At 69.2% G+C, this 25163-nt stretch carries 29 protein-coding genes and 1 tRNA gene; 15 read left to right on the plus strand and 15 right to left on the minus strand.

All coding sequences use genetic code 11. The features are described from left to right. Position 1 precedes the first annotated feature (1 nt). Both ACT3UF_RS19030 and ACT3UF_RS19035 read right to left on the minus strand, forming a co-directional pair. Positions 2-1651 (minus strand): ABC transporter permease, encoded by a 1650-nt coding sequence (locus ACT3UF_RS19030; protein ID WP_441445575.1) that lies wholly within the window; start codon positions 1649-1651, stop codon positions 2-4. Positions 1652-1874: 223 nt separating this feature from the next. Beyond that, on the minus strand, positions 1875-2504 hold the full coding sequence (locus ACT3UF_RS19035; RefSeq protein ID WP_441445574.1) for an HAD-IA family hydrolase: 630 nt from the start codon (positions 2502-2504) through the stop codon (positions 1875-1877). Positions 2505-2569: 65 nt separating this feature from the next. On the opposite strand from ACT3UF_RS19035, the gene ACT3UF_RS19040 reads away from it, so the two are divergent. Together ACT3UF_RS19040 and ACT3UF_RS19045 are read left to right on the plus strand one after the other, a co-directional pair. Continuing rightward, positions 2570-3373, plus strand: a complete 804-nt coding sequence (locus ACT3UF_RS19040) for a TSUP family transporter (protein WP_441445573.1) — start codon at positions 2570-2572, stop codon at positions 3371-3373. Positions 3374-3469: 96 nt separating this feature from the next. Then, complete coding sequence (locus tag ACT3UF_RS19045; protein WP_441445572.1) at positions 3470-4558, plus strand: PAC2 family protein; 1089 nt, start codon at positions 3470-3472, stop codon at positions 4556-4558. Positions 4559-4583: 25 nt separating this feature from the next. Here the strand turns inward: ACT3UF_RS19045 and ACT3UF_RS19050 are convergent, their stop codons facing one another. Then, the gene (locus ACT3UF_RS19050) at positions 4584-5381 is read right to left on the minus strand and encodes a transglutaminase-like domain-containing protein (RefSeq protein WP_441445571.1); all 798 of its coding nucleotides are present in this window, start codon (positions 5379-5381) and stop codon (positions 4584-4586) included. A gap of 139 nt (positions 5382-5520) precedes the next feature. Between ACT3UF_RS19050 and ACT3UF_RS19055 the strand changes: the two genes are divergently transcribed. Genes ACT3UF_RS19055 through ACT3UF_RS19070 form a run of 4 tightly spaced genes read left to right on the plus strand, consistent with a single transcriptional unit; the run spans position 5521 to position 8176 of the window. Further along, on the plus strand, positions 5521-6270 hold the full coding sequence (locus tag ACT3UF_RS19055; protein ID WP_441445570.1) for a sugar phosphate isomerase/epimerase family protein: 750 nt from the start codon (positions 5521-5523) through the stop codon (positions 6268-6270). Beyond that, entirely contained in the window at positions 6267-6518 is a 252-nt protein-coding gene (locus tag ACT3UF_RS19060) for a hypothetical protein (protein WP_441445569.1), read from the plus strand. The genes ACT3UF_RS19055 and ACT3UF_RS19060 overlap by 4 nt, the downstream gene beginning before the upstream one ends. Before the next feature lie 16 nt (positions 6519-6534). After that, entirely contained in the window at positions 6535-7536 is a 1002-nt protein-coding gene (locus tag ACT3UF_RS19065) for a sugar phosphate isomerase/epimerase family protein (protein ID WP_441445568.1), read from the plus strand. Between the two features lies 1 nt (position 7537). Then, entirely contained in the window at positions 7538-8176 is a 639-nt protein-coding gene (locus ACT3UF_RS19070) for a TIGR03085 family metal-binding protein (RefSeq protein WP_441445567.1), read from the plus strand. An 80-nt stretch (positions 8177-8256) separates the two neighbouring features. Here ACT3UF_RS19070 and ACT3UF_RS19075 read toward each other — a convergent pair whose 3' ends face one another. Next, complete coding sequence (locus ACT3UF_RS19075) at positions 8257-9276, minus strand: methyltransferase (protein WP_441445566.1); 1020 nt, start codon at positions 9274-9276, stop codon at positions 8257-8259. 94 nt (positions 9277-9370) lie between these two features. Here ACT3UF_RS19075 and ACT3UF_RS19080 point away from each other — a divergent pair, with 94 nt between their 5' ends. Beyond that, positions 9371-10162, plus strand: a complete 792-nt coding sequence (locus ACT3UF_RS19080; RefSeq protein ID WP_441445565.1) for a ParA family protein — start codon at positions 9371-9373, stop codon at positions 10160-10162. A 206-nt stretch (positions 10163-10368) separates the two neighbouring features. Here ACT3UF_RS19080 and ACT3UF_RS19085 read toward each other — a convergent pair whose 3' ends face one another. The 7 genes from ACT3UF_RS19085 to ACT3UF_RS19115 form a co-directional block, all read right to left on the minus strand. Then, on the minus strand, positions 10369-10950 hold the full coding sequence (locus ACT3UF_RS19085) for a MerR family transcriptional regulator (RefSeq protein ID WP_441445564.1): 582 nt from the start codon (positions 10948-10950) through the stop codon (positions 10369-10371). Positions 10951-11079: 129 nt separating this feature from the next. Further along, complete coding sequence (ftsR, locus tag ACT3UF_RS19090; protein WP_441445563.1) at positions 11080-11772, minus strand: transcriptional regulator FtsR; 693 nt, start codon at positions 11770-11772, stop codon at positions 11080-11082. A 4-nt stretch (positions 11773-11776) separates the two neighbouring features. Then, positions 11777-12220, minus strand: a complete 444-nt coding sequence (locus tag ACT3UF_RS19095) for an FHA domain-containing protein (RefSeq protein WP_441445562.1) — start codon at positions 12218-12220, stop codon at positions 11777-11779. Positions 12221-12346: 126 nt separating this feature from the next. Further along, positions 12347-13099, minus strand: a complete 753-nt coding sequence (locus tag ACT3UF_RS19100) for a DUF881 domain-containing protein (RefSeq protein WP_441445561.1) — start codon at positions 13097-13099, stop codon at positions 12347-12349. Further along, on the minus strand, positions 13096-13428 hold the full coding sequence (locus ACT3UF_RS19105) for a small basic family protein (RefSeq protein ID WP_441445560.1): 333 nt from the start codon (positions 13426-13428) through the stop codon (positions 13096-13098). Before ACT3UF_RS19105 ends, ACT3UF_RS19100 begins: the two co-directional genes overlap by 4 nt. Then, a complete protein-coding gene (locus ACT3UF_RS19110; protein WP_441445559.1) occupies positions 13425-14369 on the minus strand; it encodes a DUF881 domain-containing protein in 945 nt (314 codons plus the stop codon). The genes ACT3UF_RS19105 and ACT3UF_RS19110 overlap by 4 nt, the downstream gene beginning before the upstream one ends. A 35-nt stretch (positions 14370-14404) precedes the next feature. Further along, entirely contained in the window at positions 14405-15235 is an 831-nt protein-coding gene (locus tag ACT3UF_RS19115; protein ID WP_441445558.1) for a class I SAM-dependent methyltransferase, read from the minus strand. Positions 15236-15439: 204 nt separating this feature from the next. On the opposite strand from ACT3UF_RS19115, the gene ACT3UF_RS19120 reads away from it, so the two are divergent. Beyond that, positions 15440-15513 (plus strand) — tRNA-Pro (locus ACT3UF_RS19120). A gap of 743 nt (positions 15514-16256) precedes the next feature. Here ACT3UF_RS19120 and istB read toward each other — a convergent pair. After that, positions 16257-17039 carry an IS21-like element helper ATPase IstB gene (istB, locus tag ACT3UF_RS19125; RefSeq protein ID WP_193119620.1) on the minus strand — a complete coding sequence of 261 codons (783 nt, stop codon included), beginning with the start codon at positions 17037-17039 and terminating at the stop codon, positions 16257-16259. Continuing rightward, the gene (istA, locus tag ACT3UF_RS19130; protein WP_444607959.1) at positions 17036-18613 is read right to left on the minus strand and encodes an IS21 family transposase; all 1578 of its coding nucleotides are present in this window, start codon (positions 18611-18613) and stop codon (positions 17036-17038) included. Before istA ends, istB begins: the two co-directional genes overlap by 4 nt. A gap of 323 nt (positions 18614-18936) precedes the next feature. On the opposite strand from istA, the gene ACT3UF_RS19135 reads away from it, so the two are divergent. The 4 genes from ACT3UF_RS19135 (at position 18937) to ACT3UF_RS19150 (ending at position 22497) form a co-directional block, all read left to right on the plus strand. Beyond that, on the plus strand, positions 18937-19503 hold the full coding sequence (locus ACT3UF_RS19135; protein ID WP_444592610.1) for a hypothetical protein: 567 nt from the start codon (positions 18937-18939) through the stop codon (positions 19501-19503). A 166-nt stretch (positions 19504-19669) separates the two neighbouring features. Then, positions 19670-20104, plus strand: coding sequence for a hypothetical protein (locus ACT3UF_RS19140; protein ID WP_444502783.1), 435 nt, complete (start codon positions 19670-19672; stop codon positions 20102-20104). A 248-nt stretch (positions 20105-20352) separates the two neighbouring features. Then, a complete protein-coding gene (locus ACT3UF_RS19145) occupies positions 20353-21069 on the plus strand; it encodes an SOS response-associated peptidase (protein ID WP_444502784.1) in 717 nt (238 codons plus the stop codon). Positions 21070-21204: 135 nt separating this feature from the next. Beyond that, on the plus strand, positions 21205-22497 hold the full coding sequence (locus ACT3UF_RS19150; RefSeq protein ID WP_442332884.1) for a J domain-containing protein: 1293 nt from the start codon (positions 21205-21207) through the stop codon (positions 22495-22497). A gap of 26 nt (positions 22498-22523) precedes the next feature. Here the strand turns inward: ACT3UF_RS19150 and ACT3UF_RS19155 are convergent, their stop codons facing one another. Both ACT3UF_RS19155 and ACT3UF_RS19160 read right to left on the minus strand, forming a co-directional pair. Continuing rightward, positions 22524-23096, minus strand: coding sequence for a hypothetical protein (locus tag ACT3UF_RS19155; RefSeq protein WP_442332883.1), 573 nt, complete (start codon positions 23094-23096; stop codon positions 22524-22526). A 72-nt stretch (positions 23097-23168) separates the two neighbouring features. Next, positions 23169-23579 (minus strand): hypothetical protein, encoded by a 411-nt coding sequence (locus tag ACT3UF_RS19160; RefSeq protein WP_442332882.1) that lies wholly within the window; start codon positions 23577-23579, stop codon positions 23169-23171. Between ACT3UF_RS19160 and ACT3UF_RS19165 the strand changes: the two genes are divergently transcribed. The 3 genes from ACT3UF_RS19165 to ACT3UF_RS19175 are packed head-to-tail and all read left to right on the plus strand — an operon-like array spanning position 23550 to position 25148. Continuing rightward, the gene (locus ACT3UF_RS19165) at positions 23550-24047 is read left to right on the plus strand and encodes a hypothetical protein (protein WP_442332881.1); all 498 of its coding nucleotides are present in this window, start codon (positions 23550-23552) and stop codon (positions 24045-24047) included. The two genes, ACT3UF_RS19160 and ACT3UF_RS19165, sit on opposite strands and share 30 nt — an antisense overlap. Next, positions 24040-24492 (plus strand): hypothetical protein, encoded by a 453-nt coding sequence (locus ACT3UF_RS19170; RefSeq protein ID WP_444502785.1) that lies wholly within the window; start codon positions 24040-24042, stop codon positions 24490-24492. Before ACT3UF_RS19165 ends, ACT3UF_RS19170 begins: the two co-directional genes overlap by 8 nt. Next, positions 24489-25148 carry a hypothetical protein gene (locus ACT3UF_RS19175; protein WP_444608460.1) on the plus strand — a complete coding sequence of 220 codons (660 nt, stop codon included), beginning with the start codon at positions 24489-24491 and terminating at the stop codon, positions 25146-25148. The genes ACT3UF_RS19170 and ACT3UF_RS19175 overlap by 4 nt, the downstream gene beginning before the upstream one ends. Positions 25149-25163 lie beyond the last annotated feature (15 nt).

Genomic DNA, 25163 nt, shown 5'->3' on the forward strand with positions numbered 1-25163 from the left:
GTCACTGCCCCTGGACCTGGATCGGCAGCTGGTCCCCCACGGAGACCCCGGCCTCCGCCAGCGACAGCAGCGAGAGGGCGATCTCCACCTCGCTCCGGGGCGCTCGTCCCTCGGTGTAGATGCCGGGCGTCGCGGAGCGGTCCCCGCTGGAGACGGCCAGGCCCAGCTCCTCGCCCTCATCGGTCTCGACGAGATGCCGGGTGGTGACCAGGGCGGTGTGCTCGGCCACGCGGGCGTCGTCGGCGAGCGTGCGGCGGGCGCTCTCGAACCGGTCGGTGCTGTCCTTCCCGGTGTGCGGCAGATCGATGCGCACATCGGCCGCGCCCAGTCCGAAGTACGCGGAGAACTGCGGAGAGGACAGCGTGGTGGCGATCGAGGTGGGCACCATCACCAGCAGGGTGCACACGGCGAAGACCGTGACCAGCAGCGGTGCTGAGCTGCCGCGGCCCAGCAGGGACATCAGCCCCAGGCTCACGCCGACGGGCAGGGGTGAGCGGCGCAGGCGCAGGCGGCCCGGTCCAGCGGCGTCGCCGACCGAGCCGCTCCTGCGCAGCACCTCGAGCGGCCCGATGCGGCGAAGTCGGCGCAGCAAGCCTGCGACCATGGCGAGCACTCCGAGCACCAGCAGCATCGCGGCCAGGGCCGGCACGATCACTACGCGGACTCCCCCGGTCTCGCCGAGGAAGCGGGTCAGCCCCGAGGAGAGCACCCGCTCGAGCGCGATGCTGCCCAGCAGTCCCAGCGCTCCCGCGACTCCGGCGAGGGTGCCGTAGACGAGCAGGTGGAGCGTGCGCACGTCGCGGGCGGAGATCCCGATGGCGGTCATCACCGCGATCTCGCGACGGTCCCGCGCGAGCGCCGTGCGCAGGGCGAGGCGGAGGGTGAGCATCCCGATCACCAGCACCATCCCGGCGGCCAGCAGCACCAGCGCCGCGACCAGGCCCTCGGCGAACACGGTGAACAGTATGAACGCCGAGCGGTCCACCGACGGGCCGGCCGCGGGCAGGCCCGCCTCCTGGTAGGCGGCGCGCACGGTGGTGAGGTCCCGGGAGCGGTCCTGGACCCAGAAGCTGATCAGGTGCTCCCAGGTCCCGGTGTGCTCGGCCACCGCGGCGAGGTCCTCGGCGCTCACCGCGAGCCGCTTGGAACCGGCGATCGCGGGGCCCATGCTTGAATCGCGCAGGAATCCCGCGACCTCGAGGTCCAGGCGGAAGCCGTCCGGGGCGGTGAGAGTCACGGTGGAACCGGCGGCGAGGCCGGAGTCCTCATACAGCAGCGGGAGCCAGATGGTGCCGGGCTCGACATCGATGATCGGGCGGTCCTGCAGGCCCAGCAGCAGATCTCGTTCATGGCTCGGGACCACCAGGGAGTTCTGCTGCACGTTGCTGGACTGGCTGGCCCCGTCGAAGAACAGCTGCGCGCCGTCGATCCCGAGCAGGGGCGTGACCTGGTGGGCGGTGATCTCGGGGCGGTCGGCGGCGAAGTCGGCGATCTCGTCGACATCGACGTCGCCGGTGTGCAGCTGGGCGAGGTGCGGGGCATCGGCCCGCTCGATCAGGGCGTCGCCGCTGCCCACCAGGCGAGTGATCAGGCCGGTGCCGGCGCAGGCGAGCAGGACCGAGAGCATGATCAGTCCGGCCAGCGTCGTCATCACCGCGCGCTCCTCGCGCAGCTTTCCTCTCGCCATCCGCCACAGCACGGTTCCACGACCCTCCGCCGGACGCCGCTCGATGCCGCGCCGATCACCTCACGGTAGGGTCATGCTCCCGTGGTGACCAGTGATTTCAGGGGACCTGGCGGGAGTCTGAGGGGATCCCCCGCCTCCCTGCGGGGGTCAGCGGGAAGGAGCCTGCGGGGGTGGGCCGCTCCCCGTGTCACTGGACCGCTGGGCCGAACAGCGCGCCCAGGGCATACAGGGAGGTCACCCGCTCGGAGTCCCCGGCATCGAGGGCGATGCCGGCGGTCTCCAACAGCACCCCGCGCACCCCGGCGGCCCGAGCGGCCTCGACGTCGCCGGGGCGGTCCCCCACCGCGAGGCACTCCTCAGGCGCGAGCGCGTGCCGCGCGAGGAGAGCCAGCACCATCGCCGGATCGGGCTTACGCGCGAAGCCGTCGGGAGCGCAGACCATGTCGTCGACCGGCAGCTCCAGCGCCTCGATGAGCGCAGTGGCGCTCCCCCGCTCCCGATGGGTCGCGACCAAGTTCAGCCCGCCCGCGCGGTGCACGGCCGCGAGCAGCTCATGGGCGCCCGCCATCACCGCCGGCGGATGCTGCTGCCAGTGCACCTTCGTCGCCTCGTAGGCGGTGCGCAGCCGGCGCTCGGGCACCTGGTGCCTGGCGGCGAGGGTGCTGATCGCGTGGGAGCTCGAGATGCGGGTCAGCTGCCCCACCTCGCGGAGCAGCTCCTCACCGGGCTGCGGATCGAGCGCCGATGCGAGGGCGCGGTCCACATCGGGATATGTGTCCACCAGAGTGCCGCCGAGGTCCCAGATCACTGCTCGCATGTCACCAGTCTGTCAGGGAGCGGACTGATTCGTCCCCCGCGCGGCAACCGGTGTTCACTGAACCGGTGCCCCTGCTCGATCAGCTGCTCCAGCTCTCCGCCCTCACGCTCGTGCTGCTCATCGGCGCCGCGTTCGTGGCGGGATGGGTGGATGCTGTCGTCGGCGGCGGTGGGCTGATCCAGCTGCCGGCACTGCTGACCTCCCTGCCGGCCGACGCCTCCACCGGCGCGGTGCTGGGCACGAACAAGGTCGCCTCTGCGGCGGGTACGGCGATCTCCTCCTGGACGTACATCCGCCGGATCACGCCCGTGGCCGCGACCGCTGTGCCGCTGGTGCTGTGCGCCCTCGCGGGGAGCGCCCTCGGCGCGGGCCTGGCCTCGTTCCTCCCCCGGGAGTGGCTCTCGCCCATCGTGCTGCTCGCTCTGCTCGGCGTCGGCACCTACACACTGCTGCGGCCCGCGATGGGGCTCGTGCACGAGCCGCGGCATCAGGGCCGGGCCCATGTGCTGCGCTCGGGCGGAATCGGCGGTGCGGTGGGCGTGTACGACGGCGTCCTGGGGCCCGGGACCGGCACCTTCTTCATCATCGCGATGGTGGCTCTGCTGGGGTACGGCTTCCTCGAGGCGAGCGTCCACGCGAAGCTCGCGAACCTCACCACCAATCTCGGTGCCCTGCTGGTCTTCGGGCTGCAGGGCGAGGTGTGGTGGATCCTCGGAGCGGTGATGGCGCTGGCGAACCTGGCCGGCGGCTACCTCGGTGCCCGGCTCGCGCTCAGGCTCGGCTCACGGTTCGTGCGGGTGGTGTTCCTGGTGGTCACCGGGGCGCTCGCGCTGCGCCTCGCGATCGACTCGGTGGCGCTGGTCACGTGATGTGTCCGCTCAGGATGGAATAGGCCCGCCGCGGACCTCGTTGCAGAAGTAGTCACCCGCGCCGCCTTCCCGCGGCCCGTCGCCTTGGAGGTCAAGATGGATCCGACGACCCTGTTCAGCTACGAGCGTCACGTCGACTCGCGCGCCCTGCGCGGTCGGACCCTGCTCGTCACCCTCGGCGCCTACAGCGATGCCGGCGACGCCCAGCGGCTGGTCGACGATCAGCTGCTGAACGCCCTCTCGAGCCGCGTCGTGGGCCGGCTCGACATGGACCAGGTGTTCGACTACGCGGGACGACGCCCCGAGGTGACCCTCCAGCTCGACCACTTCACGGACTACGAGAAGCCGGAGATCCTCCTGCACGAGGTGACCGCACCGGACGGCGAGACCTTCTTCCTGCTCACCGGTCCGGAGCCGTCGTTCCAGTGGGAACGGGTCGCGAACGCGCTGCGGATCGTGGTCGAGCAGCTCGGCATCGAGCGGACCCTGCTGCTGCAGGGGTTCCCGGCACCAGTCCCCCACACCCGTGAACTCCCCGTGACCCGTTTCGCCGGCGACCCGGACTCCATCACCGTGCGCCGCACCATGCCGGGGACCTTCCGGCTGCGCGCCCCCTTCACCGCGCTGCTGACGATGCGACTCTCCGAAGGTGGCCATGAGGTGGTGGGGCTGACGGTGCACGTCCCTCAGTACCTGCACGAGATGACCTATCCGGACGTGGCGATCGCCCTGCTCGGTGCGATCACCGAGGAGCAGGGACCGGAGCTGCCGCTGGACGCGCTCGAGACCCAGGCCGGGCCGGTGCGCGAGGCGGTGGCGGCACAGATCGACGCTCAGCCCCAGCTGCAGGAGATGGTCCAGGGCCTCGAGAAGCGATTCGATCGGATGATCACCTCCGGTGCCGGCGCCGAAGTCCCCACCGCGGACGCGATCGCCGCGGAGGTCGAGGAGTACCTCGCGAGCTTCGACGCGGAGGGTGAGGACGGCAAGAGCAGCTCGGACCCTGACGGCCCAGGAGCGGCCGACGGCCAGGAGCCCCTGAACGGTCCAGCGAACCCCGGCGATCTCGAGACGCCGAGCGCTTCGGAGACGCCCAGCACGCCGGAGAGTCCCGGCGGGTTGGACTCGCCGAGCGGGCCGGACTCGCCGAACGGACCTGCGGACTCACGGTCCCCGGAGGCCTGAGCAGCGCGTCGCGAAGCGGCGAGCGTCAGCGCAGCGGGAGCCGCTCCCCCGGCGTCTCGTGCGGCAGTCCAGGATCCACCACCGCGGTGACCTGGATGCCGCTGAGGGTGACGTTGCCCGCCAGGGTGGTCATGAAGGCGGTGTCCGCCGCATCCTGACCGGTCGCGATCCGCACCATCGAGGCGCGGGGAGCCAGATGAGTCGCATCGACCACCTGCCACGAATCCTCGACCAGCGCCTCGACCACCAGGTGGAAGTCCATCGGGCTGAGCCCCGGTGCATAGACGGAGGAGCAACGGGCGGGAATCCCGCTCGCGCGCAGCAGCGTCGCGGTGAGATGCGCGTAGTCGCGGCACACCCCCTGACGCGCCAGGTACGTCGAGCGCGCGGAATCCGTGATGGTGCTCGATCCGGGCACATAGTCCAGATGCTCGTGCACCCAGTCGACCACCGCCTGCACGGCGGCATCCCCGGTGCGTTCACCGACGATCTCCGCCGCGATCCGATCGAACTCGTCCACCTCGCAGTATCGCGAGGGCCGCAGATGCAGCACGGCATCCGCCTCGTCGCTCTGCGGCACGGGGGCCTCCCCCACGCCGGTGGCGTCATAGACGAACTCCACTGCGCCCTCCGGGAGGCCGTGCACCAGATGCAGGCGGCTGCCGAAGCGGTCGCGGGTCTCTGTGACGGGGTGGTCGACCCCGTCGGCGAGAACCTGCAGCGACTCCTCCGCAGCAGGAGCATCGGAGACAGCCACCAGCAGGGCGATGTCGGTCCCGGCGGCCACCTCGGCCCTCATCCACGCGCGCACATGTCGTTTCACCCCTTCAGTGTCCAGCATTCGGGCGCCCGGGGCATGCGCGGCCCTCGTCTTTGCCGCCACGTGATCTCCGACATAGAGTTGTGACCCAGCCGTCACCACCGATCCCCCCGGCCCTCACCGTCCGGTTCTAGGAGCAGCAGTGCAGATCTCCGTTCAGCTCTACAGCGTGCGCGAGGCCTTCGCTGCTGACCCCGCGAGCACGCTCCGGCGACTCGCCGAGATCGGCTTCACCACCGTCGAGCCCTACGGGCTCATGGACCATGCGGAGACCCTGCGCACGCTGCTGCCCCAGCACGGGCTGACCGCCCCCTCGGCGCACGTCTCGTTGCTCGGGGCGGAGGATCCCGCCGCGATCTTCGCCACCGCCGCCGCCCTCGGCGTGCAGTCGGTCATCGACCCGCACTGGGACCGCGAGCACTGGGCGCGTGAGGACGACATCAAGGCCACTGCTGAGCGGCTCGGCGAGCTCGCCGGGATCGCTGCCGCGAACGGGGTGCGCGTCGGCTACCACAACCACGACTTCGAAGCCCGCCCGGTGTTCGACGGGCGCTGCGGCCTGGACATCCTGGCCGATCATCTCGACCCTCGCGTCGTGCTCGAGCTGGACACGTTCTGGTCCGCCGTCGGCGGGACCGACCCGGCCGCGCTGCTGAGCCAGCTGGGCCAGCGCATCCAGCTCGTCCATCTCAAGGACGGCCCGCTCCAGGGCGACGTGCGCGATCAGCTCAGTCTCGGCGAGGGCGAGATGGATGTGCCCTCGATCCTCGCGGCCGCCCCCTGGCTCGAGCTCGGGGTGATCGAGTTCGATGGCCACGACGGTGACATCTTCGAGGCTGTCGACCGGTCCTACACCGTGCTGAACCAGTACCTCCGCGAGGTGCAGGCATGAGCCGTAGGACCGGCCCTGTGGGCGTGGGGATCATCGGCGCCGGCGTCATCGCCGCCCAGCACCTCATCCACGTCGTGCAGATGCCCGACATCGACGTGCGGGCCATCGGAGACCTGCGTGCCGAAGCCGCCGCCGCCACTCTCAGACTCGCACCACCGCGACCCGTCATCCTCGACCCCTCCTCCACCACCACCAGCCATCCACGACCTTTCCTCCACGACCCGCTAGTCACCACCCGCCATTCCTGAGAAGGAGCATCACCCCATGTCCCATCCGCACACCCTGTTCACCGGCCAGTGGGCCGACCTCACCCTCGACGAGGTCGCCGAGCTCGCGGCCGGCTGGGGATACGACGGTCTCGAGATCTCGGTCTCGGGCGAGCATCTGGACGCCGCACGCTGGGATGACGAGGAGTACGTCGCCGAGCGGCTGGGAATCCTGGAGAAGCACGGCCTGAAGTGCTGGGCCATCTCCAACCACTTCAAGGGCCAGGCGATCTGCGATGACCCGATCGACTTCCGCCACCAGGCGATCGTGGGCGCCGACGTCTGGGGCGACGGTGACCCCGAAGGCGTCCGTCAGCGCGCCGCGGAGGACATGAAGAACACCGCCCGGCTCGCGCAGAAGCTCGGGGTGAAGACAGTCATCGGCTTCACAGGCTCGAAGATCTGGAAGTACGTGGCGATGTTCCCGCCCGTCTCCCAGGAGGTCATCGACGAGGGCTATCAGGACTTCGCCGATCGCTGGAACCCGATCCTGGACGTCTTCGACGAATGCGGTGTGCGCTTCGCTCACGAGGTCCACCCCTCGGAGATCGCCTACGACTACTGGACCACCCAGCGCACGCTCGAGGCGATCGGCCATCGCGAGGCCTTCGGCCTGAACTGGGATCCCTCGCACTTCATGTGGCAGGAGATCGACCCGGTCTCGTTCATCACCGACTTCGCCGACCGGATCTACCACGTGGACTGCAAGGACGTCCGGGTCCGCACCACGGGGCGCAACACCCGCCTGGGCTCGCACCTGCCCTGGGGTGACCCGCGCCGTGGGTGGGACTTCGTCTCCTTCGGCCGGGGAGATGTGCCCTGGGATGCAGCATTCCGCGCGCTGCGCTCGATCGGCTACGACGGACCGCTCTCGATCGAGTGGGAGGACGCCGGGATGGACCGGCTCCACGGCGCGAAGGAGGCCATCGAGCTGCTGCGCAGCTTGGACTACCCCACCTCTGAGTTCTCCTTCGATGCCGCCTTCTCCCAGGACAGCTGAGATGGCGGAGAGCGCGAGGACTCACGGGACCGAGCGGGAGGACTTCGCAGCGAGCTTCCTCGCGCTCGGCCCCGTGGCGCCGACGATCCTGCCGGGCTGGGATGCCGCCGCGCTGCTGGAGCACCTGCATCTGCGGGAGCGGGCACCGCACCTGATGCTCGCGCACCGGCTGCCGGATCGGTGGGCAGGGCGAGCCCGCTCAGCGCTCGAGCGGTACCGGAGGACTCCCTGGGAGGAGAGGGTGGCGGCTTTCCACGCCGGCCCCGGTCCCCTCTCCCCCATCGGCCGGATCGATGCGCTCAGCGGCCAGGCGGAGCTGCTGATCCATCACGAGGACCTGCGCCGGGCGCAGGACGGCTGGGAGCCGCGGCGCATCTCGGCCGCGCGAGCTGAGGATGCGTGGCGGGCGGTCGGCCTGATGGCACCGCTGGCGATGTCGGTGCAGGCCGATGTCACCCTCGTCTCCCCGCTCGGCGGCAGGCGCCTGCGCGCCCGCCGCTCGGCGGGGAGCCTGCGGGTGCACGGCGAGCCGCTCGAGCTGCTGCTGTGGGTCAGCGGCCGCGACGAGGTCGCCCGGGTGCAGGTCCACGGGGAGCCAGCCGCGCTGCGTGCGCTGCAGGACGGCCGGCGGGGCCTGTAAGGAATGCCCGGAAGGATTGGCCGGCGGGCCCGTGTGGCCAGGTCCCAGCCGCACTCCAGGTCCCAACCGCGCTCGAGGTCTCAGCCGCGCTCGAGCAGGAACAGGCGGGGGTGGTGGCCTTTCTGGAAGAACCGATGCTCCCCCACAGGTCGCCAGCCCGCCGGTGAGGTCTCCAGCACCCGCTGCATCCTGGTGATCTCGTGGGTGAGCACCCCCATGCGCGACTGCGGGGCGGAAAGCTCAGCGGCGCGGCCCAGCAGCGCGGCCAGCAGCTTCTCGTTCGTCTCGTGCTCGCCATGGAGGGTGCCCCAGGGCGGATTGGTCACCAGTCGGGAGAATCCCGGCTCGAGGTCCACCTCCAGCACGTCCCCGACCACCCAGTCCACTTTGCCCTTGCGCCGGGCGGCGCGCTGGTGCTCGCGGGCGGCGTCGATCGCGGCGGGATCCAGATCCACACCGACCGCGCGCGCGGGTGCCACCTCGTGCAGCTGCTCCACCAGGAAGGTGCCGGAGCCGCAGGTCATGTCCAGCAGGGAATCGTCGGCTCTCACCTGGAGCTGATCGAGCACGGTCGCGGCGATGGTCGCGTTCACCGCGCCGGGGTAGTCCACTGTGCGCCAGGCGCGGGTGGCCAGCGGCCGCGGGGTGGTGCGCAGCAGCACCTGCCAGGTTCCGGACGGCGCCCCTCGCCGCACCCGCATGACCAGGTCACCGTCCGCGGCGACCGGCACCCCGGCGAGCTCGGCGACAGCGGTCGCCAGGCGGCGCATATCGGGTGTGTCAGAGCCGGCGGCCTCGAGGCGCAGGCCGTGGAAGCGCATCCGCGGTCGTTGACGGCGCACGTCCTCGAGCAGCTCGCCGAGCCGCTGCTGGACCGAGGTCTCGAGCAGCTCTCGCGGCCGACGGGCCGCGACGGTATGGCTCGTCGAGGCCGCGACCACGCGCCGCAGCGTGCGCACGGCGTCGAGATCCGACGTGCTCAGCACCAGCTCGGTCGGTCCGACCAGCCGTGCGAACCCGAGTCGGCTCGCCTCCTGCAGGGCGCTCGCGCCGCAGCCGTCGAGCACCTCGAGCACCAGTTCGTGGGTGATCTGTCCCATCGATTCCCCCTGATCGGCTGTTCATCGAATGATTCACGCAGGTTACCGCCCGTCGTGGCGTCCGTGCGCAGGTGCTGTCGGTAGACTGCGGAGCGTGTTCATCGTGAGTGTGTGTTCCCTGAAGGGCGGCGTCGGCAAGACGTCCGTGACCCTGGGCCTGGCCTCTGCCGCCCTGCATCAGGGGGTGAATACCCTCGTGGTCGATCTCGACCCGCAAGGGGACTCGACCCTCGGACTGCTCGGTGAGCCGGCGAGCACGCTGGACATCGCCGAGGTGCTGTCCTCCCCGCGCACCGAGACCATCGACCGGGCCATCATCGAGACGCCCTGGGCGGCCGGGGCGGCCTCCCACCTGGACATCATCCCGGGCTCGAGCCGTTCGGCAGTCATGGACTCCCCCGCGCCGACCCCCAAGGACGTGCGCCGCCTGCATCAGGCCCTCGACAAGCGCTCGCACCAGTACGACATCGTGCTGATCGACTGCCCGCCGTCGCTGAACGGGCTCACGCAGATGGCGCTGGCGGCTTCCGACCGCTCCCTGGTGGTCGCTGAGCCCGGGTTCTTCGCGGTGACCGCCGCGGACCGGGCCCTGAAGCTCGCCACCGAGATGCATGCCGACGGCGTCGCCCCCCGACTGCAGCCGCTGGGCCTGGTGGTGAACCGCTACCGTCCGCGCTCGGTCGAGCATCAGTACCGGCTCGCGGAGCTGCGTGAGCTGTTCGGCGATGCCGTGCTCGAACCAGTCATCGAGGAGCGCGTCGGGCTTCAGCAGGCCCAGGGCGGCGCCGTGCCGCTGCACCGCTACGAGGGCGCGTCCGGCAAACGTCTCACGGAGGACTTCGACGCGCTGCTGGCCACGGTGATGGACTCGCGCCAGAACTCCTGACCGCCGGTCGGGACCCGAGGCGCAGAGGCCTCTGCGTCGCTGCCCGGTTGTGGTCCCTGCTCGCCTGCTCGTCGCTCCCCTGCAGGTCCTGAGACACAGCAGGTTTCAGCGCACGCGCATCGGATCAGCAGCATCGGCACAGCAGAGCGGCGAGTCCCTTCCCAGGACTCGCCGTTCTGCTGTGCGACTGTGGTGTGTGGGCTGGCTCAACCAGCCTGGCGGGAGCGGCGCCGAGCGGCCAGCTCGTCCTGGAGCGCGAGTGCGGCATCGTCCGCGGGGTTGACACCCGGCAGGCCCAGCAGGTCGTTCTCCACCTCGCGCCAGACTCGGCCGACCGCGATGCCGAACACGCCCTGGCCGCCCTGGACCAGGTCGAAGATGTCCTCGGCGGAGGTGCATTCGTAGACGGAGGCGCCATCGCTCATCAGGGTGATGCCTGCGAGATCGTCGATCCCGCGCTCACGCAGCGCACTGACGGCGACGCGGATCTGCTGGAGGGAGACGCCGGTGTCGAGCAGGCGCTTGACGACCTTCAGCACCAGGATGTCGCGGAAGCCGTAGAGACGCTGACTGCCGGAGCCGTGGGCGGCGCGGACGCCTGGCTCCACGAGACCGGTGCGGGCCCAGTAGTCGAGCTGGCGGTAGGTGATGCCGGCGGCCTTGCATGCGGCAGGGCCGCGATATCCGAGCTCGCCCGGCGTATCCACGATGTCGTCGAAGAGCACGCCCTGGGCGGGCTCTGCGGGGACGGTGGACTGCTCAGTGCGATCATCGCCAACGGCGTTCACGGCTACCTCCGGGTTCAGGCTCTCCGAGGGGGAAGGGTGAGAGCACCTGCTCAGAGTAGCGCGAAGTGCCCGCCGGCCGACAGCAACGCGCCGCCCGAAGGTCACGGAGAGGTGACGGCCCCCTGCTGGTCAGCGATCCCGGAGCGCGGTCCGCAGCACAGCCCCGTGCAGTGTGATCATCGATTCGCCCAGGTCACGAGCAAAATCCTCAGCTTCTCCGCGTGCCGCAGAGTCGCCGGGACGCGAACGCGGGCTGGCGACAGAGCGGATCATGTGCGCCTGCCGCTCCGCTGCGGTGCGCAGCATCACCAGGTGGCGCGGATGCAGGCCCTCCTCGGCGAGATCCCGGGCCGCCCCGACGAGCTCCAGCTCGGTGGAGCCGTAGAAGAGAGCGCCATCACCGAGCAGTCCGTACTGCTCGAGCTCGGCGAGGAACTCCTCCTCGACGGACGCCTCACGAGCGAGCCCTCGCCGGTCCAGACGCACCGCCTGGAGCGACGCGGTGGGGCCGGGGCGGGAGGCGATGGACGTGACCTCGGAGTCGACGCCGTGCTCGAGCAGGTGCTCCTTGATGACCTTGAGCGGCCAGAAGCGGTCCCGCTGGGCCCGCAGCACGAAGCGCAGACGGTCCACGTCCTCACGGCTGTACTTGCGATAGCCGGCGGCGCTGCGGTCCGGGGAGATCAGACCCTCGGACTCCAGGTAGTGCAGCTTGGAGTGCGCGAGGTCCGGGAACTCATCGCGCAACATCTCGAGCACCTGCCCGATGCTCAGTCGCGCTGCGCCCGAGGAGCTCGGCCTGCGCGCGGCGGAGGCCGACATCAGGTCAGGCCGTCCCGTGGAACAGGTGATAGGTCAATCGGTACTTGCCGATCTGGACTTCCTGGCCGGCCTGGAGGCGAGCTTCGTCGACCCGGTCCTTGCCCACATATGTTCCGTTGAGAGAGCCGAGATCCCGGACCAGGAAGCCATCGCCATCACGCACGAAGGCGGCATGCTTGCGGGAGACCGTCACGTCGTCGAGGAAGATCTCGCTCTTGGGGTGACGTCCCGCGATGGTGGTCTCGGAATCCAGCAGGAAGCGGGCGCCGAGATTCGGGCCCTTCTGCACGATCAGCAGCGCACTGCGCGGGGGCAGGTTCTCGATCGCCCTGCGGTCCTGGGACGAGAGACCGGGCTCGGTCTCCTCCAGGGGATCGTTGGGCGAGATCGCACTCAGCTTCGATGTGTGGTCGAGATTCTCGTCGTTCCACTCGGTGTTCCCTGACACCGCGCACCCCTTCCTGGCCTGCAACGGACCCTGCGCAATGGGCGCGCAGGATTCGGCTCCACCATCCTCGCACGCGAATCGCCCTGCAGGGGACCTTCCAGGCGGGGAGACGCCAAGAATTGACGATCACTTGACCACTCGGGAGTGTTCGGGGTCCTTCAGCGCGACGGTGGCTTCCACCCGGACCGCGTCGTCGGCGGTCGCCGCGAGCGTTCCGCCGTCGCCTGCGACCGAGTCCGCCGCCCCGCCCGGGATCCGCAGCGCCGGCTCCATCACGGAGGGGTCCCCGATAGCTCGGATCTCATAGGGCGCTTCGATCGGCGTTCCGTCCACCAGCAAGCCGCCTGCGGGGGCGGTGGTGATCGAACTCGAGGCGATCACCCGCACATCCTCGATCTGGATCACCTCTGCCCCGGCATTGCGCAGCTCCTGGATCACTCCCAGGAGCGTGGACGCGCGCAGCTCGCCGTTCGGATCGGCGATCGAGACCACCACTCCCCGGCCCTTGGCCGGGGCGGTCCCGGCGAGGATCTCGAGGTCCTCCAGCCGCTCCTCGGCCGCATTCTGCGCCGCGACGTCATCCTCCTGGCCGGAGCGCAGCGCCTCCAGGGTGCGATCGAGCTCCGCGTTCTCGACCTCGAGATCGGCGGCGTGCCTCCCCGACTCATCCAGCAGGCGCACCAGCTCCTGCTGGCTCGCGCCCTCGAGGGACTCATCGCCCTGCCGCACCTGGGCGGCGATCGAGAGCCCCAGCAGCAGGCACAGCAGCCCCACGATCAGCTGGGAGAGATTCGCCTGCGGGCGGAGGGTGTCGCGCAGCCGACGCCAGACCAGCTTCTGCTGCGTCGGGGAGTCGGGAGTGCGGGTGCCGTCGCTCATGACCGGAACAGCAGACGTCTGATCGCTGCCGCGTTCGAGAAGATGCGGATCCCGAGCACCACGATCACGGCGGTCGAGAGCTGCGAGCCGACTCCGAGCTGATCGCCCAGGAAGACCAGGAACGAGGCGATCAGCACGTTGAACAGGAACGAGGTGATGAAGACGTGGGAGTCGAAGGCGCCGTCGAGGCTCGCCCGCAGGCCGCCGGCGAGGGTGTCCAGGGCCGCCACCACCGCGATCGGGAGATAGGGCTGGAGCACAGCGGGGACATCGGGTTGGACGACGACGCCGAGCACGATGCCCAGCACCAGTCCGAGAATGGCGATCATGGGGACTCCTCCTCGGCGCCGCTGCCGGCGGTCGATGATTGGTTCGAGCTGGGGGTCGGCGGGGTGTCCGGGGCGCCCTGGGTCTCGTCGTCGAGCACCGAGGCCTCCTGGAGGATGCCCACCGCGCGCGCCGGAACGGTGAGCTCCTCGCCATCCTCCCAGGACATCCGGATTCCGAAACGGGTCGAGATCTCCGTGAGGTATTCGCCGGTCTCAGCCTCGAGCACCCCGGAGTGCAGCTGCTCGGAGTCGCCGAGCGCCGTGATCCGGTATGGCGGAGACAGGGGGCGGAAGTCGACCAGGACCGCGGAGCCCGCGGTCCGGATCGCGGTGGTGCTGGTGATGCGCTGGCCGTTGATGGCGATGGCCTCCGCGCCGGCGGCCCACAGTCCGTTCACGGCGATCTGCAGGTCACCGTCGGTCACCCGGTTCACGGTGCCGGCACCGCCGCCGGGGCTCGACGGCAGCGGAGCGGAGTCCTCGAGCTCCAGGACCGTTCCCGGGCCGCTCAGCGGCACTCCTCCCCCGGCCTGCTCGTAGCTGGCCAGGCGCTCTGACGCGCCGGCGTCGGTGCTGTCGAGGACGGTCCCTTGGGCGTCGGCGATCTGTGCCTCCAGCTCGGCCTGGCGCTCCTCCAGCTGCTCGGCCTCGGCCCGAGTCTCGAGGACCTCCTGCTCGAGCAGGGCGCGCGGGCCGTCCGCCGCGCCGGCCTCGTGGCGCAGATCCAGCACCGAGACGGCGACTGCGAAGCCCAGCGCCAGTGCCAGCAGCAGGGTCACCCCCCGCATGATCCGGTTGTCAGGCGGCGCGGCCTCGGCAGCCGGGTGATCGTCCTTGCGCAGAGTGTCCACGCCGTACGGGTCCGCAGTGAGTGCGCGCAGCAGCGAGGTCGGCGAGTACGGGGTCTCGCCGTGCGGGGTCTCATGCTCGCGTTCGCGCATGTCAGCAGTCTAGGAGCGGCAGCAGTGCGGAGCCGTCAGACCCGCGGGACATCCAGCTGCTCACCGAGCAGGGCCGAGAAGTCCGTGCGGCCGGCATCTGGCGTCTCGGGCGCGCTCGCCTGGACCAGGTATCTGCTCACGGTGGCGGAGAAAGGTCCCTTCCGCACCTGCGCCTGGAGGTGTTCGAGCATGTCCCGGTAGCCGTCGACATCGAAGTCCTCCGGGGCATCCCAGGGGGCCCGGCGCAGGTAGCGCAGGAAGGTCGGCACATCGTCGAACTCGAAGTGGCCGTGGAAGGTGTCTGAACGGTCCACGCGCAGGCCGGCTCTGGTGAGTGCGTGGACCGTGCCCTCGAGAGTCTCCTCTTCCTTCGGATCATCCATGCCGAACAGCTCGCGGATCTCGTGGCCGTCGTCTCCGCCCACCTGCTGGGTGAGGAAGGTGCCGCCGGGGCGGAGCAGCCGGGCGACGTCCGTCGCGTCGAAGGCTCCATGACGGTTCAGCACCAGTCCGAAGGCGGCGTCGGCGAAGGGCAGGCGCGATCCGGCGGCTTCCGGGTCGTGCTCGTGGACCTCGATGCCCAGCGGCGTCAGGCGCTCCCGGGCGGCAGGCAGGTGGGAGGCCCGTCCCTCGGTCGCGGTCGTCCCCTCCGGCAGCACATCCGCGAGGGAGGCGAGCACCTCTCCCCTGCCGGTGCCCAGGTCCAGCACCCGGTCCGCCATCGGGGCGAGGTTCTCCACCAGGGTGCGCCACCGCCACGGCGGCTCCGTCTCCCGAAAGCCGGCGAGGGCGGAGACGTCCCACCCCGTCGGCTGCTCCGCGAGGGCCTCTCGCCAGCGCTGCAACTGCTGCTCGTCGGTCATCATCGATCCTCCTGCGCGTCGGGTCCCGCTGGGTGGATGGTCTCGGCCATGGCGGGGGCACGGCCTGCGCCCACTATCGCATCCGCGTCCTCGCGGGCGGGTACGGCGCAGGTGCCGCAGGTCACGCACCTCCCGATTGGCTCCTAGGGGCTTGCTCGGGGTACTGTGATCCTCGGTCCTCCGGTGACGGAGGATCACGCAAGATCTCGGGCTGTGGCGCAGCTTGGTAGCGCACTTGACTGGGGGTCAAGGGGTCGCAGGTTCAAATCCTGTCAGCCCGACAAATGCCCTGGTGAGAACAAGTTTCTCGCCAGGGCGTTGTCTTTTTGGCGGCGATGTGACCGCTAGAGTCGCGCCGGCTGGAGACCGCACGAGCCTCGGGGTCACCATCACGACGGCGATCGACGTTCGAGTGCCGCACTCGGACCAGGGGCACGCGGGGCGAGCACAGAACGGGGCCGGCTGGTGGCCAGGGCCAGGGTCTCCCCCAGGTTCTCTCGTCGCCGCGACTCAAGACCAGGCAGGCCGGCTCGCCCGTCGCAAGGCTGCCCTTCCCGTCGGAGCTCACACGTGGGGAAGAACTGCGGCAGTGTCGGCGCGGCCACTCTCGGCTGCCGGGGCATCGATAGCGCTGCGCCCTCACGGGTCATCCACCGGGTCACCTTCCACGTACGCCTCGAAGTGCCCCTGCACCGCGGCTACCCGTCAGGGCGAACAGGACCCACGCCGCGGTGGGAAGCCATCCCGCTGCACCGAAACGCATATTTGGCCGTGCGGGCACCATCTGCGGAGTGCTCAAGTTCTATGCGTCAAGCTCCTCCAGCTGATTGCTGAAGAGGTGTCCGGCTCTCTGTTGATGGGTTTCGTGTGACACGTGAACTCAATGTCCGATAATGGCTGTTACCGGACATTGAACGATTCCGGTGTCAAGGGACATCGGGATCTCCCTGTGGGCGGACGTTTGATCTCCCTGTCCGCGGACAGTTCATCTCCCTGTCGGCGGTCAGTTGATCTCCCTGCGGGGTTAGGTCAAAGGGACGACACCGCGTCCGGCGGTGGCCTCGGCCAGTCGCATCGAGGTGCCCTCGGTGGTGAGGACGTGGGCGTGGTGGAGGAGCCGGTCGACGGTCGCGGTGGCGAGGGTCTTGGGCATGAAGGTGTCGAACCCGGCGGGGTGGAGGTTGCTGGTCACGGCCAGGCTCCGCCGTTCGTAGGTAGCGTCGACGAGGCGGTAGAACGCTTCGGCGGCGGCCTGCCCTGCCGGGAGCATGCCGATGTCGTCAACGACGATCAGGTCGGCGCGGGTGATCCGGGCGATGACCTTGTTGATCGACCCATCGACGCTGGCCCGTCCGATCGCGGTGGTCAGCGATTCCAGGGTGAACCAGGCAACGCGCATGTCGGCGTCGATCACCTGGTGGGCGATCGCCTCGACGAAGTGGGTCTTCCCGGTGCCGGAGGGCCCGCTGATGGCGAGGTTCTCAGCGCGGTGGATCCATTCCAGGGTCGCCAGCGCCGACTGGGTCGGGGCGGGGATGGAGGAGGCGGTCTCCTGCCAGGTCTGGAAGGTCTTCCCGGCTGGCAGGCCGGCGCTCTTGCGGCGCATCGCCTTGGTGGCCGCGTCCCGCCCCCGGACCTCTTCAGCCAGAAGGACGCGGAGGACCTCGGTGGGGTCCCATCGCTGCGCTTTCGCGGTGGCCAGCACGTCCGGGGCGGCAGCACGGAGGTAGGGCATGCGCATGCGCTTCAGGACCGTGGTCAGGTCCTCGGGCAGCGGCGGGGCAGTCATCGTCGTGGTGACGGTCATCGGGTGGTCTCCATGCTCGTGGTGGTGGTGAATCCGGCCCAGCTGGTGGTGCCGGGCTGGGCGGAGTGGGTCTCATCAGCGATGACCAGGTCTGCGACCGCGGCACCGCTTAAGTGGTGGTCGACGATGGTGGCCAGGTCACCCTCGGCGAAGCGTCCGGCGGTCGCGGCGATCCCGAGTCCGGCATCAACCTGATCGGTGCCGACCAGGGCGGCCAGCTCGAGCGCGGCGGTCATCTTCGCCCGGATCCGCACTGTCCCGGCGGCAGAGGCCTCGATCAGCCAGGCCCTCGCCCCATCTCCCAGGGCGAGGAAGTCCCGCTCGGCGCTGGTGCGGGCCCGGGGCCGCGGAACGCGGGGAGCGCCGGTCGGGTCCTGGGGATGGTCGGGATAGTGGGCCAGGTCGATCCGGGGAGTGCCCGGGGTGGAGAGGCGATGGCGGGCGACCTCGACCAGCCCGCGTCGGTCCCCGGCCCAGTCCGGGAGGGTGGGTAGGGCGTCGAGGTCGGCGATGATCACCAGCTCCATCCCCGCGGCGCGGACCCAGACCTCGGCCCCGACCAGGCCCGGCGGCGTGGAGTAGCGCACCGATCCGAACCGCACCGTCTGATCGGTGCCCACCGACCGGGTCTGGCCCAGCGCCATCGTGTGAGGAGCCGCCGGCAGCACGTGCAGGCGGGCACGTTCCTCGGCCAGGGCCTCGGCCGGGATCCGTGCGGACTCTCGATGCCTGCGGGCGTTGACCTTGTGGGTGAACGTCTCGCAGGCGGTCTCGAGCTCGGCGAACGAGGCGTAGTCGGCGCGGAGGTTCGCGTCGGTGGGCACCAGATCCGCCTTCGCGATCTTCACCGTCGCCTCGGTCCCGCCCTTGGACTCCGGATCGAAAGGGACGCAGGTATGGACCTGCATGCCGTAGTGCCGGCCGACCTCGACGATCTGCGGATGCCGCACCGGGACCCCGGCCACGTGATCGATGCTGACGGTCCTCGGGTTGTCGGTCAGGACATAGGTCGGGACCCCGCCCAGGCGGTGCAGCGTCGCATCCAGGCACGTGATCAGCGTGGGCAGGGTCTGGTCCCAGACCGGGATCACCACCCGGAACCTCGAGAAGGCCAGCCACGCGCAGAACAGCCACGTCCGCCGCGGCGTCCCGTCCGGGCCGGGCACCTTCGGACCCTCACCCCAGTCGAACTGCAGCCACAGCCCCGGCTCGGTGATCCACGGCCGGTAAGTGCGCCGGTGCCCGGCCCGCCACGCCGCCTTGGCTCGTGCGACCGCCCGCCGAGTAGTTCGCTCCGTCCCCGTGAACCCCTGCGCGACCAGCCGTTCATGGACCACGTCCGCGCGGACCTTGCCGCTACTGCGCTCGACCCACTCCTCGATCTTCGGCAAGAACCCATCCAGCATCCGCGGCCGCCGGCCCGGCCCCATCACCGGCGCCCCCGCATCCCGGGCAGCGACGTAACGCCGCACCGTCTTCGCATCCACCCCCGCCAGCCCCGCCGCCGAATGCGCGGACCCCGTGGCGTCGAACGCCTCCAGAATTTCCATGATCTCCCTGTCAGACTTCTTCATGCGTCCCTCCGGTGGGTACCTGCTCGTGGTGGTAGAAGACCTCGAGCAAACCCCGGAGGGACGCGCATTTCGGGACCGACACGGCCCGATCCCAGGACCACAGACAGGGAGATCAACTGTCCGTCAGCAGGGAAATCCGTGTCCGCCTACAGGGAGATTGGCATGTCCGCTAGCATCCGGGGTACCAGTATCTGTGCAGTCCACAGTTCCTTGCATCCACCGCCAATCATGCAGCGGCCACATTCCGAGTAGCGCTCACTTCCCGGGCATCGTGCACAATCTGCGTGCCACTCGAAATGACGATTCGGGTATGGAATGCTTTGTTGAAGCCGACCGTCCGCAGCACCAAACCGAATCCCGACGAGCAGATCCCCGTGGCCCTCGCCGCGCGCATCGCCGACATCGACCGATCCTCCCTCGCGCACCTGGTCGATCACGGGCTGATAACCCGTCTCAACCTCGAGGCCGTGCGGGCACTGGCCGCCAGTGGCGAGGTCGCCGCCAAGACCACCGACACCCCGGGCCATCTCGTGATCCGCATGGATGTCGACCCCACGGTGCAGCGGATCGCGGACATGAGCGACGACGAGCTGTCCCACGGCGTCGAGGGACCGCACAGGCTCCCAGGCTCCTCTGCGGGTCGCGACGTCCTGCTCTGCGTACGGTCGTTCGTCATCGCCACCGGGCACCTCGAAGGCCTCGGCGATCCGATCCCGCTGCGCACCGATCGCCGCGGCCGCGAGATCACCGGACGGACCATCTCGGTTACTATCGACCACCGTTTGAGCGACCTCACCTCCCGCCCTTCGAAGGCTGTCGAGAATGCCCGGTGGCTCGGCCGTCGGGCTCGTGTCGGCACCGGCGGCGCGGTGCTTCCCTTGCAGTCCTGACGCCCAGGTCCCGCATGCACACCGCGGCCGGCTGCCGCCACGCTTCCTGAACTCGAGTCCGACCACGAGCGCCTCACACCCAGCCGGGCACCTGTCCTGTCACGCGGTGCTCGCGCCCACTGCACCAGTACCCGGACGGGCCGGGTAACGAGGAGCAGGAGCCGCCATGACCGCCATCGTCCAGCACGCCGCACCCCATCCCGTCGACGAACCGCCCGCTGTGCAGGTCCTTCTTCGGACTGCCGAGTTCAGCGACGACCCCGAGGTGCTGGACGAGCTGGCCCGCACCGAGGTCACCGGCGAGGTGCTGCGGAAGATCGCGCACAACCCTTCAACCTCCGAGGTCACGCTGGAGCACCTGATCGACCTCGACCAGCGGTGGCTGACCTACCCCGTCACGCGTCGCCATGACCTCTCCCCCGAGTTCATCGACCGGATCGCCCGTCGGCTGACCGACCGCAACGCGATCTTCCACGCCTCCTCCGCACCGAACGCGGCCCCGGAGACCCTGCGCTACCTGGCCGCTCACCCGTCGGCACCGAAGGCGACTGCGGAGACTGCCGCTCAGCGACTCGGCATGACGCCGCTGTCGGTCGCGTAACCGCACTCCGGGCTGATCAGCCGACCGCCTGGAGATCATCGGCCATGAGCAAGGCCATCACGGCATAGGCGAGACCCCGAGGACCAAACTCCTCGGGGTCCTCTGTCACCAGCCCCATCGGCCGAGCGGCCGTGGCATGAGATGCGGTCGCCACAGCGCGTGGATCGGTTCGGGAATCACGATGCCGCCCCGTTCGCCGTCGAAGCGAGCAGTACCATCGTGGCCACCTACGCCGAAGGAGGCCGGCCGTGTGTGGTCGCTACGTGCTCGAGGTCGATGCCCAGGGGCTGCTGCACTCATATGCCGCGCACCCGGCACGAGACTTCGACTGGGAGCCGGTCTTCAGCGTCGCACCCCGGACGACGGCCCCGGTGGTCCGCGAGCACTACGACAAGGATGCCGGGGAGGTTCAACGAACGCTGGAGTTCGCGCGCTGGGGCTACAAGCCCGCATGGGCCAAGGAGAAAGGGCCACGGCCCATCAACGCCCGCTTCGAGACCGTGCACACGAACGGCATGTTCCGGGCTGGGTTTGCGAGCTCTCGCGCCGTGGTGCCGATGTCGGGCTACTTCGAGTGGGTCGAGATGGACAACGGCAAGCAGCCCTACTACGTTCACGCCACCGATGAGCGTCTCCTCCACGCTGCGGGCCTGACTACGGTCGAGCAGAACGGCGACGGCGACTGGGACGTGAGCTTCACGATCATTACCCGCGAGGCTCGAGACGCTGCTGGTGATGTCCATGACCGGATGCCAGCGTTCCTGGACGAGGAGCTCATGAGTGAGTGGCTGGCACCGGGGAAGCTCGAGAAGGACGAGCGGGAGAACCTGCACGGGATGCTGGGCGACCTGTCCGAGAAGATCGCGGGGTCGCTGGTGACCCACCCGGTCGACCGGGCCGTGAACAACGTCCGCACACTCGACCGGAAGGACCCGAGCCTCATCGCGCCGCTCGTGCTGGGCTGATCCTCCGTGCCACTCGCTGATCAGCGCGGAGTGCATGCCCTGGCCGTGCACTGGCCGCGATAGCGAGAACGTCCCGCGAGGAGCGGGTTTCGCCCACTGGCGCGGAGCACAGGACGGACGGAGGGAGGAGGCGACGTGGCACTGACGCACTACGAGACCCTCGGCGTGTCCCGCGACGCCTCGAGAGCCGACATCACTGCAGCGTTCCGCACCCAGATGCGGGCGCTGCACGGTGACGCTGGAGGGGACGACGAGCTCGCCAAGCACGTCAGCTCCGCGTACAACGTCCTGGCCAATGCTTCCAGGCGGGCCGCCTACGACCGCACCCTGGCACCCCAGTCCCCCGCTGCCGCCTCCGATCCGTCACCGGCATCGGCATCGGCGCCGACAGCGCCTCGGCGTCGCGTGTTCCATCCCGAGCGCGGCACTCGAGCATCCTCGATGCTGGACGTCGACCCCACCGCGTGGGACTGGTACATCCCAGTCCACGATCTTCCGAGCGGCGCCGACGCGAAGTCACCGCGCCGTCGGCCACTCTTCACGATATTTCTCATGGTCGCCTTCGTGGCGTGGGCAGCAGCCGGGGCGGCAGCCGCTGCGACGCTCGGACTGCCGCTGGCTCGCATCGGAGCGGTCTCGACTCCGGTGGCGCTGCTGTGCGGGTTGGGAGCGCATCTGGTCTGGTCGCTCCTGGTGATCACGCGAAGCATCTTCCACCGCTGGGGACTCCTCCTGACGCTGCTGGTCGCTTTCGCTGGCGCTGTCTGCATCTATCTCGACGCCGGCACGCCCCTGCCCATGCTCGGCAGCCCGTTGTGCCTCATTGCGAGCACGACCACGACCTACCTGTCCTTCGGGGTCGTCCTGTCCCGCTCCACCCAGGAGGACAACATCATCGACTCCTCATTCATCACGCAGGTGGGCACGACCTCGCTCGGGTCCCGGAACACCGATATCGAGCGGCAGCTCGGCGCCCTCAAGGGAGCATTCGGCCACCGTGACGGGGTGCGCGTGATCCTGCTGCCCGACCGGGTGACCCCGCGACCCAGCACCTCCCCGGTCCGGTCGCAGGTCGCCGTCGTCGTCGGCCGGTCCGTGCACCTGATCGCGATCCCTCCGCTCGGCGCCGACGGCCTGGAGATCTCCGGATCCGAGATCATCGCGGACGGCCAAGTGCATCGCAACGTCGTTCGCGATGAGGTGCAGGTACTCCGCGGGCGCTACGGCCGGACCGCCGACGTCCACGGATACATCGTGCCCACGAAGCTCGCAGCGGCCCCGACGGAGATCGAGCAGGTGGGCGGAGTCTCGTTCGGCTCGCTCACCCAGGTGATCGATTCGATCGGGGCCGACGCCGGCCCGAGCCTCGATCGGCCCAACACCCTGTTCCGCCATCGGGCACTGGAGTCCATGTCGCTGCTGGTCTGAGCCTCTGCAGCCGCAGTCCTAAAAGCTCATCGCCGCGACCACCAGCGCAGGGTCGGTAACTGAGCCTCCTGTTCAACTGGAAGGATCCTTAGGCCCCTCACATCGGCGACGATCTCCTTTTCCATGCCCTCCAAGACTCGCGCGAAGACCCGATCGGCGGGGATATTGACGACCCAAACCCGACCGGTTCTATCCCTTGGCGCTTGGCGCTCACGGGCGAAGTACTCAGCTTGGCGAGGGTCGAGACTCCAGGAAAGCCCTGCACGGTTGGCTTCGGTCGCGCCGCGGAAAGCACGCACAGACCGTCGCGGGCGAGACTTGACGATGCCGTCTTCCGTGTAAGCGATGTGTTCGAACATCGCCCTCCAAGTCTCGACCGGTACCTGACTGTTCGCCTCGAGCCCCACCCAGACTCGTGGCAAGAAGAATGTGAGAGCCGCCCGTGAGACCTCTCCTCGCCTGAACAACCTCACCAGCTCAGATACTGGAGCCAGGTTGTCAGTGCGACTGATGATGCCCGCGATCTCATCAATATCCATGTCGGTGTGCACGATCCGATTGCGGATCACCCAGTCTTCGACGTTTGCCCTGGTGACCATGAATCGACTCTCATCTAGGGTGCTCGGTACAACTAGTCTGCGGCCCGAAGTTGGCCGTTGCGTACTGGTTAGTCAAGTGGTGCGGCGGTAGTCGGCGAAGAGTTCTCGTGCCACGTCCAGGACTTCCTGTAGCCGCGCGCTCAAGTCGCGCCGCGCTGCGGGCTCGGTGATCCTGAGCCTCTCGATGATCTCGCGCCGCGTGGGGAACTCTCCGATCGCATGGTGCGCGAAGTACACGCGTGCCACGTCGGCCGCCCGGACCGGTTCACGCTTCAGCCGTCGAGTGCGCAACCGCTCCCGCTCCCGGTCGAGCCGTTCGCATCGGTAAACGACGTCGCAAACCCGATCTGACCAGTTCAGCGGCCCGCGCACCGTGCACCCGTGCTGTCCGCGTATCAGGCGACGCGACTGCTCGATGAGTTCATCGAGCGCGGTGAGCTCGCACGGTGGACGATGCTCGCGCACCTGGAGCAGTTCGCCCACGAGAGCGTCCATCAGGTTGCGACGTCGATCTGCCGGGAGATCACCGGCATCGAGGAGCACGAGACCGTGGTGAGGCTGCTTGATGATCAACAGCTCGACCTCGTCGTCACCCACGTGCTCTACGGCGCTGCCGGCCCGGACAGTCGCATACTGCGCTCCCTGGACCGTTGCCTGGACCCGGCCACCACCCGGAACGTCGACCCGATCCGGTACCTCACCACCCAGATCCGCCGGGACCTCGGCGACCAGGTCCGCGTCGCCATCGGCGATCCCCAAGTAGGCCCTCGAGTTTGTCGCGTCGCCCGCTCACTCGGCACCGGCGCCGGCCTCGAGCAGATCATCGACCGCTACAACGACCTCCACCCCACTGACCGGGTGTCCACCACCCGCGCCATCCGAGCATTGACCGTCGCCCCGTCGCTCGAATCCACCGCCGTCCGCAACATCGCGGAGGCCAGTGATGTCTGAGCACCCCACCGGCGAGATCGACATGACCCTGCTCATCAGCCAGCGACGAGTCGCCAACGCAGCGCGCGGTGAACTCCTGCAGCTGATCACGGACGGCACGATCACCCCGTGGGAGGCGATCATCGCCGCCGCGGCGTCTGGCGAGAAGCCGCTGCTGCGTCTGCGCCTGGAGCAGATCATCACCGCCGGCCCGGGGATCGGCGCCGCACGCGCCCGCGCCGTCATCGCCCAGGTGCTGCACATCCTCGAGGCCACCGAGTCCCGCACCGCGAACGGGCACGTCACCCTCGCCTACATCCTCGACGAGCAGGCGCGCGGACGGCGCCTGCTGGCGGTGCTGGATGCATTTATCGCCCATGGCCTGATCCGGCAGGCCCAGGACCTCACCGTCTGGCCGGGATTCCCCTTCGCCGCCGCCCCGCTTCCCAGGGAGGATGCACGATGACCGCGCTGTTGCTGAACACCACTGCGAGGGTCCGCCGGCGGGCTGATCATCATCGTCGCTGCGACTGCGATCGGGACACGCTCGAGACGCCGTGGAAGGCCGAGATGTGTCAGATCCTCCACGCCCGGAAGCGGGTCGAGAAGCGCGCCCTTCTCGATGAATTTTTGTACACACATGAAAGCGAAATTGCGCGGGTCCTGAAGAGGGCGCAGCATATTTCGCGTCTGGACTACCACGACAAGGATCTGGTCCTCTCCTATTTCGGAGATGCGCTGATGAGAATGCTCGAGACGCGGTGGAGGGCGAAGTCCGGGCCGGGGACCAGCAGTGTGTTCAACTACTCACGAAACCTGCCGACGATCTTGGAGGCGGAGACGCGGTACTGGATCCGAGAAGACCGACGGAAGGGTCTACTCAATGGCACTGCCGGGGTCCCGGGCGACAGCTCTCATGATCGTCGGGCGAAGCTGGTGAAGCGTTCCCGTGAACTGTTCGAGACCGAGCATGCACGCACTCCGTCCGATGCTGAGCTCGTCGACTTCCACAACACTCGCATGTACGCGACTCGAAAGGACGCCGCGCGGCAGTCCGTCCTGATCACGATCCGGGGTCTCGGCAGCCTCCGTTCGAGGCTCTTCGCGGTTCGTGGTGAATGACCCTGCTGTGGCGGG

This window comes from Brachybacterium sp. AOP24-D1-21 (assembly GCF_052378665.1).
GTDB lineage: Bacteria > Actinomycetota > Actinomycetes > Actinomycetales > Dermabacteraceae > Brachybacterium.

What these genes read in the sequence shown, in the direction of transcription:
- ACT3UF_RS19070 (WP_441445567.1), top strand. Translation starts at nt 7,538, where the DNA reads ATGGCGGAGAGCGCGAGGACTCACGGGACCGAGCGGGAGGACTTCGCA.
- ACT3UF_RS19110 (WP_441445559.1), bottom strand. Translation starts at nt 14,369, where the DNA reads ATGCGCGAACGCGAGCATGAGACCCCGCACGGCGAGACCCCGTACTCG.
- ACT3UF_RS19165 (WP_442332881.1), top strand. Translation starts at nt 23,550, where the DNA reads ATGCTCGCGCACCTGGAGCAGTTCGCCCACGAGAGCGTCCATCAGGTT.
- ACT3UF_RS19100 (WP_441445561.1), bottom strand. Translation starts at nt 13,099, where the DNA reads ATGAGCGACGGCACCCGCACTCCCGACTCCCCGACGCAGCAGAAGCTG.
- ACT3UF_RS19140 (WP_444502783.1), top strand. Translation starts at nt 19,670, where the DNA reads ATGACCGCCATCGTCCAGCACGCCGCACCCCATCCCGTCGACGAACCG.
- istA (WP_444607959.1), bottom strand. Translation starts at nt 18,613, where the DNA reads ATGAAGAAGTCTGACAGGGAGATCATGGAAATTCTGGAGGCGTTCGAC.
- ftsR (WP_441445563.1), bottom strand. Translation starts at nt 11,772, where the DNA reads ATGTCGGCCTCCGCCGCGCGCAGGCCGAGCTCCTCGGGCGCAGCGCGA.
- ACT3UF_RS19155 (WP_442332883.1), bottom strand. Translation starts at nt 23,096, where the DNA reads ATGGTCACCAGGGCAAACGTCGAAGACTGGGTGATCCGCAATCGGATC.
- ACT3UF_RS19065 (WP_441445568.1), top strand. Translation starts at nt 6,535, where the DNA reads ATGTCCCATCCGCACACCCTGTTCACCGGCCAGTGGGCCGACCTCACC.
- istB (WP_193119620.1), bottom strand. Translation starts at nt 17,039, where the DNA reads ATGACCGTCACCACGACGATGACTGCCCCGCCGCTGCCCGAGGACCTG.
- ACT3UF_RS19030 (WP_441445575.1), bottom strand. Translation starts at nt 1,651, where the DNA reads ATGACGACGCTGGCCGGACTGATCATGCTCTCGGTCCTGCTCGCCTGC.
- ACT3UF_RS19105 (WP_441445560.1), bottom strand. Translation starts at nt 13,428, where the DNA reads ATGATCGCCATTCTCGGACTGGTGCTGGGCATCGTGCTCGGCGTCGTC.
- ACT3UF_RS19175 (WP_444608460.1), top strand. Translation starts at nt 24,489, where the DNA reads ATGACCGCGCTGTTGCTGAACACCACTGCGAGGGTCCGCCGGCGGGCT.
- ACT3UF_RS19115 (WP_441445558.1), bottom strand. Translation starts at nt 15,235, where the DNA reads ATGATGACCGACGAGCAGCAGTTGCAGCGCTGGCGAGAGGCCCTCGCG.
- ACT3UF_RS19060 (WP_441445569.1), top strand. Translation starts at nt 6,267, where the DNA reads ATGAGCCGTAGGACCGGCCCTGTGGGCGTGGGGATCATCGGCGCCGGC.
- ACT3UF_RS19045 (WP_441445572.1), top strand. Translation starts at nt 3,470, where the DNA reads ATGGATCCGACGACCCTGTTCAGCTACGAGCGTCACGTCGACTCGCGC.
- ACT3UF_RS19170 (WP_444502785.1), top strand. Translation starts at nt 24,040, where the DNA reads ATGTCTGAGCACCCCACCGGCGAGATCGACATGACCCTGCTCATCAGC.
- ACT3UF_RS19075 (WP_441445566.1), bottom strand. Translation starts at nt 9,276, where the DNA reads ATGGGACAGATCACCCACGAACTGGTGCTCGAGGTGCTCGACGGCTGC.
- ACT3UF_RS19035 (WP_441445574.1), bottom strand. Translation starts at nt 2,504, where the DNA reads ATGCGAGCAGTGATCTGGGACCTCGGCGGCACTCTGGTGGACACATAT.